At 58.2% G+C, this 13,932-nt stretch carries 15 protein-coding genes; 8 read left to right on the top strand and 7 right to left on the bottom strand.

The features are described 5' to 3' along the window. Positions 1-51 precede the first annotated feature (51 nt). A complete protein-coding gene (locus tag MF134_RS06155) occupies positions 52-468 on the bottom strand; it encodes a helix-turn-helix domain-containing protein (protein WP_255338548.1) in 417 nt (138 codons plus the stop codon). A 331-nt stretch (positions 469-799) separates the two neighbouring features. Between MF134_RS06155 and MF134_RS06160 the strand changes: the two genes are divergently transcribed. The 4 genes from MF134_RS06160 (at position 800) to MF134_RS06175 (ending at position 4,447) form a co-directional block, all read left to right on the top strand. Further along, positions 800-1,609, top strand: a complete 810-nt coding sequence (locus tag MF134_RS06160; protein WP_255338549.1) for a helix-turn-helix domain-containing protein — start codon at positions 800-802, stop codon at positions 1,607-1,609. Positions 1,610-1,969: 360 nt separating this feature from the next. Next, on the top strand, positions 1,970-3,076 hold the full coding sequence (locus MF134_RS06165) for a SagB family peptide dehydrogenase (RefSeq protein WP_255338550.1): 1,107 nt from the start codon (positions 1,970-1,972) through the stop codon (positions 3,074-3,076). Beyond that, positions 3,057-3,242 carry a hypothetical protein gene (locus tag MF134_RS06170; protein WP_255338551.1) on the top strand — a complete coding sequence of 62 codons (186 nt, stop codon included), beginning with the start codon at positions 3,057-3,059 and terminating at the stop codon, positions 3,240-3,242. The genes MF134_RS06165 and MF134_RS06170 overlap by 20 nt, the downstream gene beginning before the upstream one ends. A gap of 281 nt (positions 3,243-3,523) precedes the next feature. After that, positions 3,524-4,447, top strand: a complete 924-nt coding sequence (locus MF134_RS06175; RefSeq protein ID WP_255338552.1) for a hypothetical protein — start codon at positions 3,524-3,526, stop codon at positions 4,445-4,447. Positions 4,448-4,527: 80 nt separating this feature from the next. On the opposite strand, the gene MF134_RS06180 is transcribed toward MF134_RS06175, so the two are convergent. The 4 genes from MF134_RS06180 to MF134_RS06195 all read right to left on the bottom strand — a co-directional run bounded on the left by MF134_RS06180 (position 4,528) and on the right by MF134_RS06195 (position 7,637). After that, positions 4,528-5,304, bottom strand: a complete 777-nt coding sequence (locus tag MF134_RS06180; RefSeq protein ID WP_255338553.1) for a hypothetical protein — start codon at positions 5,302-5,304, stop codon at positions 4,528-4,530. A gap of 98 nt (positions 5,305-5,402) precedes the next feature. Continuing rightward, on the bottom strand, positions 5,403-5,771 hold the full coding sequence (locus MF134_RS06185; protein ID WP_255338554.1) for a hypothetical protein: 369 nt from the start codon (positions 5,769-5,771) through the stop codon (positions 5,403-5,405). A 267-nt stretch (positions 5,772-6,038) separates the two neighbouring features. Beyond that, on the bottom strand, positions 6,039-6,530 hold the full coding sequence (locus MF134_RS06190) for a hypothetical protein (protein ID WP_255338555.1): 492 nt from the start codon (positions 6,528-6,530) through the stop codon (positions 6,039-6,041). A gap of 531 nt (positions 6,531-7,061) precedes the next feature. After that, positions 7,062-7,637 (bottom strand): recombinase family protein, encoded by a 576-nt coding sequence (locus MF134_RS06195; protein WP_255338556.1) that lies wholly within the window; start codon positions 7,635-7,637, stop codon positions 7,062-7,064. A gap of 243 nt (positions 7,638-7,880) precedes the next feature. Here MF134_RS06195 and MF134_RS06200 point away from each other — a divergent pair, with 243 nt between their 5' ends. Further along, positions 7,881-8,171, top strand: a complete 291-nt coding sequence (locus MF134_RS06200; protein WP_255338557.1) for a hypothetical protein — start codon at positions 7,881-7,883, stop codon at positions 8,169-8,171. After that, positions 8,168-8,899, top strand: coding sequence for a hypothetical protein (locus MF134_RS06205; protein ID WP_255338558.1), 732 nt, complete (start codon positions 8,168-8,170; stop codon positions 8,897-8,899). The genes MF134_RS06200 and MF134_RS06205 overlap by 4 nt, the downstream gene beginning before the upstream one ends. A 64-nt stretch (positions 8,900-8,963) precedes the next feature. Here MF134_RS06205 and MF134_RS06210 read toward each other — a convergent pair whose 3' ends face one another. Then, entirely contained in the window at positions 8,964-11,738 is a 2,775-nt protein-coding gene (locus MF134_RS06210) for an AAA family ATPase (RefSeq protein WP_255338559.1), read from the bottom strand. Beyond that, entirely contained in the window at positions 11,735-12,184 is a 450-nt protein-coding gene (locus MF134_RS06215; RefSeq protein ID WP_255338560.1) for a MobC family plasmid mobilization relaxosome protein, read from the bottom strand. The genes MF134_RS06210 and MF134_RS06215 overlap by 4 nt, the downstream gene beginning before the upstream one ends. Before the next feature lie 515 nt (positions 12,185-12,699). On the opposite strand from MF134_RS06215, the gene MF134_RS06220 reads away from it, so the two are divergent. Together MF134_RS06220 and MF134_RS06225 are read left to right on the top strand one after the other, a co-directional pair. Next, positions 12,700-13,200, top strand: a complete 501-nt coding sequence (locus tag MF134_RS06220; protein ID WP_255338561.1) for a twin-arginine translocation pathway signal — start codon at positions 12,700-12,702, stop codon at positions 13,198-13,200. A gap of 1 nt (position 13,201) precedes the next feature. Further along, entirely contained in the window at positions 13,202-13,822 is a 621-nt protein-coding gene (locus MF134_RS06225) for a ferric reductase-like transmembrane domain-containing protein (protein ID WP_255338562.1), read from the top strand. Positions 13,823-13,932 lie beyond the last annotated feature (110 nt).

The following is a 13,932-nucleotide window of genomic DNA, read 5'->3' on the forward strand; positions in this document are numbered from 1 at the left end:
CGTGAGGGGAGCCTCATCTTTTTCGTGCGGACTTCAGCGATGGGCTTCGCTTCAGGTCTTGCCTTGGTCTCTCTCGGAATCCCTCGCAAGCGCCTCCACCAGGTCTCGCACCGCTCGACGAACGGCAGGATCGGTAATTGCGGCGAAGGCACGATTCAATTGCAGACCATCCCGAGAGCCCATGAAGGCCATTAGATCAGCGATATCTCCGTGCAGAGCCTGTTCGGCACTGGTCGGTTGGTGGTCAAAGAAGAACGAAACCGGCTTGCCGAGGGCATCGGCTATTTGCTGCAGTCGGCTGGAGCTGATCCGGTTGGACCCCTTCTCGTATTTTTGCACCTGCTGAAAGGTGACGCCCAATTGCTCGGCCAAGGCTGTCTGGCTCATGCCCAGCATTTGCCGGCGCGAACGCACTCGCAGCCCCACCCGGGCGTCAACGATATTGCGAGACTTGGCGGACTTGGACACGAAACCCTCCACACAGTCGTCCCCCTCACGCGACCCTCGCCGCTACGAAGCGCCGTCAATAGGACAACGTTTGGTATGCCTTCGGCAACTTCAGGGCACAAGGCTTTCTCCAGATCAAGACGAATGAGTATGGTGGAGAACCGATCCATTGCGCTTCACTCCAAGCAAAGGTTCGGCACGAGGCGGGAATGCGAGAGATCGCGATGCATGCGCAGGCAGCAATATTTCGCCGGAAGCCTGGGGATTAACGCGCAGAACGCGAGAAAATTCTCGTTGAGCGCGATACTGATAGCGGTTCCTGACTATTCGCCTGAGAATGTGAGCGAGCCCGATGGCGCAGCGTGAGTTGCTTGCAGAAAACCTGTCCCTGCTATGCCGGGGGAAGAACGTCGCAGCCATCTGTCGTTCCATCGGCATCAATCGGGCGCAATTCAATCGCTACCTTTCCGGCCAAGCGCTGCCTAGCGAGCGAAACGTCACGAAGATCGCCGCCTATTTTGGCGTCCAACCCACCGCGCTGTTCCAGGATGATGCGATCGGATCGTCCTACCAACCCGATCGCCAGCGTCTGGGCATTCTGCATGAAGCTATGTCGCTGATTGGAGATGAGCGCCCGTCTTCTCTGGAGCCTGGGCTGTACTTCGTGACGTTCGGCTATCCGCCGGACCCCAAGACCGTTGTCCGCTCCGTTATGATCGTCGAGATCAAAGGCAATTTGACCGTCTTTCGGCGGCTGACGGGTTTCGGTGAGCGCGAGCGGACCTGGTGGTCGCTCTATGGCGGGAATCACATCGGCATCGTCTTGGACCGACGACGCTATCTCTATTTCATGTCAATGAGCACGTTCGGCAATCGCGAGCCGTCCTTGTTGGCGATGGAATGGACGAGCACTCAGGTTCCGGTTCTGGTCGGGCACGGAACGGTCCTCGGTACAAGCGATTCGCTGCTGGTCCCCGCTGTCATCACGCGTTGCCGCCCACGCATGAAGCTCCGCACCGCGCTTCGGCAGTGCCGCGCCTACAACATCGATGACGCTGATATCGAGTCGTTTGTCGTCGACACGTTGACAGAGAAGGGCAATGAACTGGCGCATATGCTGAAGCCCCTCGATATCTCTATCAAAATCCGGCCTTCGAGCTGAATCACGTCCTGCTGGCGAACGGAACGCTGGAACAGACCTTCTCGCCTGACTCAGCAGTGACGCGATCGGCGCGTCACTGGCGCACAAACCGCATCATCTTGATGCGCCGTGACGGAAGCCGAGTCTCGTCACCTCGCCGCCGATCGCGTTTATTTTCCTCTCACGGCCGTGATGTCAGCAACATCAAATCGCAAGGAGAGGTAGATGAAAAACGATCAAAATGCGCCCGCTCTCAACATCAGCGTCAAGCGCATCAGCAACAACCCGAAGATTGCGACACCGGCAATGAACTTCAACAAGGTCTGACGTTGCCTGCTTTGCCGCCAGCCGGCGGCAAAGCATCTTCTCGGTTGTCAAGAAATGCTCCAGCAAGCTCTGTATATTCGTGCCTCGAAGGCAGTCATTTTCTACCAGGAAGATGAGAATTTTATCGGATATAACTATCTGATCGATTGCTCCTTTGTATGCTCGCACGACCTGATGACGTTTTTATCTATGGTTCATCAATGGACGAGTTTTGCGGCAGTGCAAAAAATGCTTGGTTCGCCAGCATCCGCCGATCTCCGCTCCCAAATCGAGGATTTGATTGCCGTCGGGGCCCTTCTTTCAAGCGGCGGCGACCTGGCGGAACGCGAAGAAAACTTCCTAAGCAAATGGCACTGGGGCATTCCGGCGGCAGTTTTCCATCGGACCGTTCAGAACCGCCCCTCTACGACACTTGCGGAAGGGGAGGCCCGCCAACGCGAGCAAATAGCAAGCGCCCCGCTGCCCGAGCTCTATCGACGTCACCATGCGATGGCTAACGATACGATCCGGCTGGCGTGCCATACCGACGAAAACAGCGTGGTCTCACTGATGGCGCGGCGCCGCACGGTGCGCGAATGCGAGCCGGTGCCGATCGCGCTCGAGAGCCTGTCGCGCTGCCTTTACGCCGGGCTTGGGATTGTCGGCACGACGACCAATAATGTCGGCGTCGAATTGCCTTTGAAAATGACGCCCTCCGGCGGCGCCAGAAACCCCTATGAAGCTTTCGTCTATGCGCGGGCGGTCACGGGACTGGCCGAAGGAATCTACCACTATTCGGCGTTCGATCATTCGCTCAAGCCCATGGGCGGTCACGCCATGCCGGGATTTGCGGACCTGCTTGGCGGGCAGGAGTGGGCCGACGACAAGCCCTGCGTGGTCATGCTTTGCGCTTTCATGCAGCGCACGATGTGGAAATACAACGATGCGAATGCCTACCGGGTCGTGCTGATCGAAGCAGGGCATATCGGCCAGAACATCATGCTCGCCGCGACCGAACACGGTCTCTCAGCTTGCCCGACCGCCGCCATCAACCATTCCCTCGTCGCAGAGTGCCTCGGTCTGGAGGATTCCCTGACCCAGTCGCCGATTTACGCGCTCACGCTGGGAGTTCCAAAGAAAGCAGAAAATGCGGGAGGCAATCGTGGAAAACCCCATCATTGAAATAGATGAGCCGCAAATATTCCCAAAAAATGACAGTAGGCCCTATATCAATGCCTTAAAACTCATTGCCCTGGACATCGGCGAGGATGATGAATTTCTCTGCTATTTGCTGGGCATGGCAATTCAGTATCTGGAAGAGAGCGGCTCACCTACCTGCAATCATTAAGAAAAGCATCCCTGCAAGAGATAAAATAGGAAATAATGGGCCGATACCGGACTGGCGGCTTTGGGGCGGTCGAGCAGAAAACCTGCCGTGCCGATCGCGGCCCTCGTAGGTCGTTGTCAGCGCCGCAAAGCGGTCGCTCGATTTTGAAACAGAATACAGTGAAAGTGTTTCAAAAACGAGCATTCGAAAATCTGAGGTCGTTGGAAAGCCAGCGACCAGATCCAAACTCATTTGATAACGCGAAAACGCGCTATGATCGCTGCCTGACGCGAGGAAACATTATGCCTGATTTTGAAAGCATTTGGCGCAGCGAATACGAGCGGAACCGCTATCTGCGAAACGCGCCCGATGAGTTTTTGGATCAGCGCCTTAAGGGTATCTCGGCGAACCTCTGGTCTACTGATAAAGATGGAAATGTCACGCAACCGCGGCGGTCAGATGTCCGGCACGAACTTCTCAAGCTGGCGCACCACGTTATCTTGGAGAAGCTATCACGCGGTCTGCCGACACCATCGACATTTGAGGAGAAGGCCCTGCGGGATGCGGGCGTAGGCTCCTACGTCCCGCCGAAGTTGGCCTCACCCTTCATGGGCGGGCCGTCTGGGTTCGCGAAGTACGGAAAGCGCGACCACATAAAGGCGTCATTCGAGCGCGGCACGTTCCGGATCGCCGCAGCCAGCAGCTACCTTGATCCGTCCTTGAACCCTGCGCAGGCCGATCACGAGCTCGAACACACGGTCGTTACGCCGAACGAGCATTTGCTGATGAGGCTCTACGGAAAAGACGCGGCTGGAAACGAAGTTGAGATCCCCCACACGCCGCTTCAGCTCTTTCGATACATGCAGGTCCCCAATTTTTACGTCTGGTGCTGCGGCCTCTCGTACGACGCCCGCATGTTTTACGATTTCGAGGCTGAGGCACTCTTGATGATCCGGGACATGGAGGCGTTCACCGCCCGATTCATCGCGGCGGTCAAGGCGACCAAACCCGACCTCGCGTCACGGCACGGGCCATGCGCCTATTACGATCCGTACACAGTCACGCGCGAGCAGCTAACGCCGATGTACAGTAAGAACCTGCGATATCTGTATCAGAACGAGTACCGCTTTACCTGGACGGCTCCGCCTGAAACGACAGACCTTCCCACGTTTTTTGTGGAACTCGGGCCTTTGGCCGACATCGCAGAATTCTATGAACTAGCCTGAGCAGGCTGGCATCTGAAACAGAATTGACAATTCTGTTTCAGATGGATGTCCTGCTTCTCGCGAAAGAGCTTTGGCTTCCCTTACCGCACGCAGAGCTTTTCCTCTTTCGTTTCGCTGATCCAGCAGGCGCGGTCACTCTCGCTCCGATAAAAACGCCCGTAATTTGCGAGTGCACGGCCATCACCATATTCTTGGATATTGGCGATGCCTGGCTGCTCGATCGTGAGCATGAGTTCGTAGGTATCATCCCGAATGACCGAGAAACTGCCGTTCCCGGCGAACGGCACGAACGTGCAAGGGTAGGTTTCTGGCAAATCGACCAGACCGTTATCCCATTCGCATCGGGCACGCCTGCTGTGGGTGGCGGCCTGCGCAATTGCATATTCTTCAGGCGTAGTCGCGGCAGAGCTATTCATGTCAGGCTCGGCGGGGTGGTCGAAGGCCCCTGGCTGCGGATAGTCGACATATGAGCAGAGATAGCCGTCATGAGCCCAGCCGGTGACAGGAAGATGCTTGAAGTCCTGCTTTCGGCCTTCCGACGTGAAACTGCGATGCGCATCCAAAACCCGCACCCAATGCCCACGTCGCTCGCGCGTATCAATCTCAACGATGGCCAAGCGTTTCAGCCGCCGTGCCTCGCCATGCTGTGAACCAGGTGCCGTGCGAATGGACAGATAACCATCGGGTCCGTTGACATTGCAGATCATGGCATAGGCCGGGCCTGCTGGATTAAGCGGCCAGGAAACGTCCCGCGACAATCCGGTCAACTCGATTTGCCCGTAGTCGGCCGTTTCAGCAACTGCCTGTCCAGAGGCAAAAAGTCCCGAAATGAGAAGACCAATAATACGGTAGAACATAACATTCTTTCTGCTTCAAGCCGCCCATGTTAAGCGCTAGAATGAGAAGTCGCCTCAAAAATGACTTGAGGCGACCATGGCTCGTATAATTTAGGCGTTTACTGGCGACAAAGCACTACAGAGGCTTCATCATTAAAATCGGGCAACGACGCAACACCGCGATTACCTTGAACCGTCTTCGCAGCGCCGCTGCCGTTGTCATGCTGTTTGAGAATAGCAGTCGAGTTGTGATTGAGGCGGACCGAAGAAATCTTGTCGTTCCATCCGTCAACAACCCGAACATTCAAACCCTCGCAGCCCGCTGAGCTATCACCGGAAAGAACGGCGCATTCGCCATCCTGTAAGGCAAGGGCAGCGCCTCCCAGATCGTTGTGCTCGAAGAAGTCGCAGCCAGCTTGAGCAATGCCAGCCGTGCCAAAGAGAGCGGCAATAGCCAAAATTACGATTTTGAATCTTACAATTTTCATGTTCACTTCCCTAGGGTTCATTTATGGCTTTATTGCCAATTCATTGATAACACAGCGCTATGTGAACGGGAAATGAACAGGAAAAGGAAAATCTTTAGCTGGGGTAGCGCAGGGTATTAGTACGGGAATCGTCCAAATGACATAAAGTTCACGTCGCAGGATTGGAATCGGATCTAGGTAATAATTGGCAGTTTCGCTTCAAGGCGAACGCTAGTTTTTGAAACACTTTTATCAATTCTGTTCATGTACATCGAGGCGAATCCAAGCTCATACAGGATGACCGTTTATCGGGCTCGTGGCACAGTGGATGGAAATCTTTATCGCTCCGGCAAGAATTGCCGGAACCGCAAGAACCATCAGGACCGCTATCGAGCCGTCATCTGTGCGACCGACGAAGATCGCCACGAGGCTGAGAAAGATCGACAATAGAATGACGATCCAGAGTCCTCGGGAGACCACGTCCGGTTGGTGCCGCAAGACCGGGTCAGGGTTTTTGGCGCGCGCCAGGGACACAACGTATCCGAAGGCGCGCATGGCAATCCAGGCGAGCAGAAGCCACGCGATGTCATAAGCGAGAATGACACCGACTAAGAGCAAGGTAACGGAATCCGTTTCGCCGGTTCGCGGCGATAAATAGCCTGAGAGCGCAATCCAAGTGAACCAAAGAAGTGGCGGCAGGAGAGCAAGCAGCAGGAGCAGAAAGGCAAATGAGATGATCACACCGACCACCGTGCAACTGCGTCGCTTCAGTTTTCCCACGTCGCGTCGTCTCTCCTAGGGCTGTGCAGACAATTTAAATCACGGCCTCACGTCTTACGACGTGATCGTCTTTGTTGGTTTTTCCAACGCTTGGCTCTGAACAATTTGCTAATTATGTCTCAGATCGTGGCCAGACCGGACTGCCACGCAGCTAGAAAATTTTGCAACCTAGATTAAGCATAACACCAGTTACAGCTTTTATAGCGCTGCCATAATTTCGTATTCGCGCTGAAGGCAGCTACCTCGTTTCCGGCACCAAGAGCATGCGCTCTCCAATGAATGACAACAACCCCATCGAAGCTCAGAGCCGGTCTTTCATCGGGCTCATTTGGATTGGAATTGCTGCACTCCTATCTCTGTTCTGGTTCGGTCTAGGAGAGCTAATTTTTCAGATATTTTGAAACAGAATCATTGTATTGGGTTGCGGCTCATCACCATTCCATAATGGGCCTTACGCACTTCTCATATCGGAAAGTCGGCTTTCAAGCGCGAGAAGGGTCCAACGGAACGACCGTCATGGGCGCTTTGCTGTCATTCAGTATTTATCGTATCTGCTATGTCTGGTCGGTATAGCGCACGTTTGAGAGACCACGGCGCGACCCCAAGTTCGGCTGCAAGACTCGCGGTCGTGGCTCCCTTCTTCAGTTTTCGTCTAGCCCTCGCAAGCTGCTCGGGCTTAATCTTTGGCGGTCTGCCGAGTCGCTTGCCGCGTCGGCGCGCTGCCTCCAAGCCTTCTTTGGTTCGCTGCGAAAGCGTCCGCCTTTCGAATTCCGCCAATGCCGAGACAATGGTATAGACGAACATCCCGGCCGGTGTGGTCGTGTCGATATTGAGATTGGCGATCTGAAACCCGATGCCGCGTTGGCGCAGTTTTTCGGCTTCCGTCAGAGCATCGACCACCGATCGAAACGCGCGGTCGAGGTCCCAGACGACGAACAGGTCGCCCGGTTGGAGGCGCCGGAGTGCCGCATCGAAAACGGGCCGCTGCTTGCTGACAGCCGACAAAGTTTCGATGTGAAGTTCGTCGCAGATATCCCGCAGCCCATCAATCTGACGATCCGGGCGCTGTTCGTTCGTCGACACACGAATGTATGCAATCTTTTTCATCTAAATCAGTGATTTGAATATGCTGGATGACGCTGATCGCGCCACATAATCGACCCTTTCCGTGTTCCTCGCCCGTCACACCGGGCAAACCCGCGAAATTCGCGGAAATCCTATTACTATCAAGATTATACATAAAGTCAGGGGCTGCTTGCAAATAATAAACAAAAACGGTCCTTTATGTGGGGTTGTAATACCGCATCAGCCAAACAGAATATCAGCGCCGTTGCTGGCGCTATGCTTTTCATGAGCGGCGCGGCACAGGCCGACACCGCGATGACTGCGGGCGTCGTTCTCGACAACATGCAATCCCGTGAATTGGGCGCCTATACCTCCGGAATCCTTGAAGGCTTGATGTACCACACCGCCTTGCAGGCGGGCGGCGAAAGCCCGCGCGTCCAATGCATGTACGACTGGTACTATGCGGACAATGAGAGGGCCGTTCGTCAGGTGATGTCGGCCTACTCGAATTACCGCGACAAATACCCGGCTGCCATCATCTACGCCCTGATCAAGCGGGAATGCGGGGCGGAATGAACCTGAACGTTGCGACAAGTTGGAACAAGGCTCTGTCGGAGAGCGCCGAGTGGCACCGCCGGCAGGTGCAGTTTCGCCAGCAGCAGGAGAAACAACGCCGGAAGGAGGAAGCGTCCGACCGGCTGGACGATACGCTGGATGCCATCAGCGCGGTCGTGCTGGCAACGGACGTGGAGATCGCCGAGTTCGAAGTTCAACTCGATACCTATGACACGGCTGTCGTCGAAGCGATCGAAGAAAATCGCGTCGAACTCGACGCGGCCAAGGAGCGGCTCGACGACATGCTGGCGAAGGCCTACGTTATCGAAGACGGACGCCGGGTCTTCAAGACCGAAGACGGCACGCGGGTTTTCGATGAGTTCGGTGCCGAGCTTGATCCCAGCGTCCTCAGCCCCGACGAGATCGCCGACTTCCACACGAAATGGGAGCCTTACAAAGCCCAGCTCGATAATTGGGAGAGCCTCGAAGCCGAGCGCAGCGAGCTGCTCGAATATCAAGAGAAGCTCGACGTCGCGCGTGAGAGACTCGGTGAGGACGGAATCAGCAAGGCCGACCTCGATCAGATGAAAGACGATCTGGATTTCGAGATGCCGGACGCGGTGAAACGCCACATGCCCGGTTATGAGGAGCCGCAGACTCCGAACCTGTCGGGAAGCTTCACCAAGTCCGTCGCTCCGGCAGCGGAAACGCCTATTCCGGCAAACCGCTTCGAGACGCTGAATCTCTGATTGTAATCGGTCGCGTCGAGTACGGCGGCAGCAACCATCGTAGTCAGCACTCCCCTCAGCCTCTTCATGACATCTTGAGTCTTGGCGCGGCGTAGGTCTTCGAAGTGCCCGGCCTCTTCCGATCCAGCATCAACATCATCGAACTGGGCTCGATCTCGGGTGCCGTGTAGAACGTAGCGGCCTTTCTGTGCCGCGTCATCGCAACATAGGCGAGGTTTGTGTCTAGCGTCCGGCTGGACAGGACGAAGCTACGATCGACCGTGCAGCCCTGGGAGCGGTGGATGCTGACGGCAAACCCGTGGTCGAAGAAAGGGAACTGACTCGGCGAGAAGCTGACCTTGCGGGCTTCGCCCTTTTCGTTCGGATCGAGACAGACGGTGAGTTTGTCATCGTCGAGCTTTTTGACCGTTCCCAGCATGCCGTTCCGCACGTCCAGCGTACCATCGTTGCGGGTGAAGAGGAGACGGTCGCCTTCGGCAAAGGCTCGCGGACCGTGGATCGTGTCGAACAGGGTTTCCATCTTGACGCCTTCGCGCTCTCGGAGCCCCATCTTGATCGCCTGATTGATGGCGTGAACGTCTTTGCGCCGATGCGCGAGGGCAAGGAGTGAGACGGCCCCGCCATTGGCCTTTCGGTCTGCCAAATAGTCCTCGACCAGCGCGGCGATGGCTTCATCGCGATCGCCTTCACGGCGGACGGCACCGTGATCGGAATAGGCCTGAATGGCGGCGTCGGTGTCTCCGGCAGCGAGAGCACGTGACGCTTCGCGCTGCCAGTCGACATCCTGACGGCGGATTTCGGTGAGCCGCGCTGCGCCATAGGTTTGGACGATCTCCTTGAACGGCGTTCCGGCCTCGATCGGCTGAAGCTGGTCAGGATCGCCGACGAGCACGAGCTTGCAGCCGCGCTCATGCAGCGCCTTGGCGACTCGCTGCAACTGTCGCGTCCCGACCATCCCAGCTTCGTCGATGACGACGATATCGCGGTGGCCGACCGGCTCATATCCGGCCTTCCAACCCGCTTCGAGGGAAGCCAGCGTACGGGCGGAAATACCCGAAGCGCTTTGAAGGCTATCCGCCGCCTTGCCGGCCAGGGCAGCACCGTGGACGCGGTAGCCCTGCGCTTCCCAAGCCTGACGTGCCACGGCCAGAAGCGTGCTCTTGCCAGCACCGGCGAGGCCAACGACGGCGGAGAGCTGGTTGGGCTTCAGGACGTGCTTGATCGCTGCAATCTGTTCATCGCTGAGCTGGGCGCCGAACCGCCGTCCCAGCCGAGCGCTTTCCTTCGCGATTGCGTTCTCGACATGGTGTGCCCCGACGCCAAACCCACCAGCATGAGCCATTTCGTTGGCGGTTGCCGCCAGCTTTGCCTCTGCGTCCGCGAACTCTTTTGTCGTGAAGGCTTGCGGGTCGGTAGCTGGCAGCCAGACCAGCTTGTCCGAGCGAAACACCGTCTCGGTTGCGGTCTGGAGCGTGAGCGGATCATCGAGAAAGTCGGACAGCCGCGTGATGATCTCGGCACGGGTGAAGTGGGCCTTCTTATCCGACAGCACATCGAGAATGCGCTCGGGCTTTGCATTAATCTGCGCCTTCGTGAGAGGCGCGTCATCCGGCGGCAGATAGAGCGGCTGCGCCGGATCGGGATGATAGACCCGTCGGCCACTCTTCGGCTCCCGGTCGCGAAAGGCGCGTTCGAGCTCCTGCTGTAGGCTCGGCGTATTCGATTCGCGCTCCAGCGCGCGCCGTTCGGCAAGATGCCGGTCAATCAGTGCCTGAGTCTCGCGGCGGTCGCGTTCGGCGCATACAGCTGCATCGCGCTCCAGTTTCTCCTGAATCCGCTTGTCTTGTCCTGTCAGCCGCGCCCAGACCGCCCGCATGCCATTTGGCAGCGCCGCTTGTCGCGCCTTAATCTCGGTGATGCATCGCCGCTCGTGCTTCGCGGCCAGCGCTTGCCGTTCTTCCCGCTGGCGGCGCACGAGATCGATCAGACGATGGCCGAACGTTTGGGTTCCAGCCTCGTGCTTCGCTTTCTCCGGCTCGAAATCTCGCCCACCCCCAGCAAGCAAACGCTGCGCTTCCTCGACAGATGGGAGGTCGCTGGGCTCACCAAAGCGGGCACGCAACTCTTTCGGCTTTACGCCGCACCAGCGCGAGAGGGAATAGACCTCGCCATCGGCATCGACGGCGACAAAGCCGCGCCGGTCGCCGCGCGCGAGGCAAAAGCCCTGTTCCCGCAATGCCGCCGCGAAGGCTGCACAGCAGTCGGATGCCTCCCAGCACTTCTTGAAGAACGTCTTAAGCGCGGCAGGATCGCGCTTAACCCGACTTGCCTGGCCGGCTTCAGCATGGGTGTAGGATGATGCATCGCGGTCGTCGGTGTTTTGAAAACCCGACGGCATCTCCCAGCCATGCTCCTGATAGAGAGAACGGGCGATATCCATCAGCCGAAGCTTGTAGTGCGGCAGGTTGATCGCCCGCATCTTGCCGACATCAATCCGCGACCACACACAATGCGCGTGACGGCGGCCCTTCTTCTCATGGAAGACGATCGCACGCGGCTGGCCGCTCAGGCCGAGACGGCGCTCGATGTCAGCGATCGCCTTCTCGAAATCGGCGACGGAGACGTTCGCCGATTTCGGCGGGCTGAGGCTCAGCGAAAAGAGATATTGTTGGCATTTCGTGCCGAGTGAGATCGCCTCGGCCTCCTTGAAGGCGCCGATCAGATCGTCGGCGAGAAACCCGCGCAGCTCATGGATCACCGCATGCTCGTTATCTTCGACATTGAGCAAATGCAGCGCCAAGTCCCGCCCGTTGGCGCGCTGGTTGCCCTTGAGGATCATCCCCGCCGCCCGAGCGCCTTCAGAAGCAGGGCTCGCATGCCGAAGATCATCTGATAGGCCTCATCGATCTTCGACCGGCTCTCGTCATCGATCGCCAGCGTCCCGACATTCGCTTGGTAAGCGAGCTGGTTCAAATTGTTTGCGATCCGGGACTCGCCGAGAAGACCGAGGATTTCAGCGACGGCGGCCCTGTCGGCTATCGAAGCGGGCGAACGTGCTTTGCGGCGGTTTAACTCTTCGCCGAGTGCCATCGCACGGACGTAGACGCTGAGCGTCATGCCATCTGCGAGGGTTTGGAGACGCTCATAGTCTTCCGGAGAAAACCGCACTGTTACACGCGGACAGTCGCGTGTGGTCTTGTGACGTGGTCGGCTGCAGGGGCTGAGAACGCTCTCAGTCAGGCCGATGAAACTGGCTTTGGTGAATTCCTGACGCACCGTACTCATAACGAAGGCCCCCTTGTCAGCGTGGGGCGCTTCTTGGCTTTTTTCGTATTCGCGGAGGTGCGCCGCTCTTCATCAATTGCCAGAAGCTTTTGCACCAGAGCCGGTTCAGCGCGAAGGCAAACCTCCCAATCCTTGAGTTCATCGAAAACTCTGGACAGAGATTCAGGTTCTATGGCACTCTTTCTGCGTGCACCATTTCCCGAGCGCGGAGTGCAAAACTCCTCTAACATCTTGAATGGTAAGGTGATTTTGAGGTTCTGGAGCGGCGTGAACGGGTGTGAGGATATCCTCCGAAATCGCTCATCGTGTCCCTGGCGAGATGCAGCCACGTAGGGCAAGGGCGCAATCATCCCAATCGCCGTGCCCCGTTTGACCTTCGCCCGCAAATCGACCGTCTCCTCAAGAATGCGTTAGATCCTCGAGGCTTGTCATTTCCACCACACTCCTGTCGCATGAGGGGTCAAATTCCGGGCGGTGTAGCCGCTGCCCGTGTCCAGAGACGCAGGAGAATTCACATGTTTCGAACCCCGATAAGCCGTCGAACCGTCCTCGCCGCGGGAGCCGCCTGCTCCGGTGCCGTTCTGGCGACGGGAGCCGCCGGCCTGCTTGTCCCGGCTCGCGCGCAGGGACTTCCGCCGACGCCCTCGATGCGCGGCGGGTCGAACAACTATATCCCCGGCGCGCCGATCGTCGAGCGGATCGGAAATGGCGGCTTCTGGATGACGGGCAGCGTTCGCCGGGCCGGCGATGGGGCGCCGCTCGAAGGCATCCGCATCCAGATCTGGGCCCACACGACGGAAGGCTACGAGCGCGATCCGGAGAGCCACGGCGCGACTCTGACCCGTGCCGACGGCACGTTCCGCCTGGAAATGCCGCAGATCGTCCCGGCCTTCGGCCAGCCGCACGGCCATCTCGCCTATGACGACGAGGCGTTTGAAACCGTGTTCCTGCGGCCCGTCATGGGAAGCGCGAGCGATACCAGCCTGAGCGCGGACTTCGTCCTCCAACCGGCCTGAGATGCCGCCCCGCTTTCGCGCAATTCTCGTCTGGGCGGCGCTCGCAGCGGCCGTCCTCATTCCCATCGCCGTCGCCGCGACCAGCGATTATCTCGCCTACCGGAGCTGGATCTACATCGCGGCGGGCTTTGCCGGGATCGTGGCGATGGCGCTGATCCTCGTCCAGCCCCTGTTGGCCGCTGGCTATCTGCCGGGGCTCGATGTTCGCAGCGGGCGGCAAGTGCATCGTTGGGTCGGCCTCGGCCTGATCGCTGCAATTCTGGTCCATGTCGGCGGGCTGTGGCTCACGAGCCCGCCCGATGTGATCGACGCGCTGCTCTTTGCATCGCCGACCCCGTTTTCCGACTGGGGCGTCGTCTCCATGTGGGCGCTCTTCGCGGCAGCCGCGCTCGCGATACTGCGAAAGAGGCTGCGGATTCGCCCCGCGATCTTTCGCTTCGCCCACACAGCGCTTGCCGCCTTGGTGGTCCTGGCCGGCTCCGTCCACGCCATGCTGATCGAGGGCACGATGGGCACGATCTCCAAGGCCACCCTCTGCGCCCTCGCCGGGGCTGCGACCACCAAAGCCCTGGTGGACCTGCGCAGTTGGGCGTACCTCACCCGACGAAGAGGCCGGGCATAGGCGGATGCCTTTGGCAGGTTCGGGCGGGGATTGCCCGAACCGATACGCAGCCTTTCTCAGACCGTCGTCATGGCGGGTCCGCCATAGCCTGAACGCGAACGGGGAGATCT

It is taken from the genome of Jiella marina (assembly GCF_024359545.1).
Classification (GTDB): Bacteria; Pseudomonadota; Alphaproteobacteria; order Rhizobiales; family Rhizobiaceae; genus Jiella.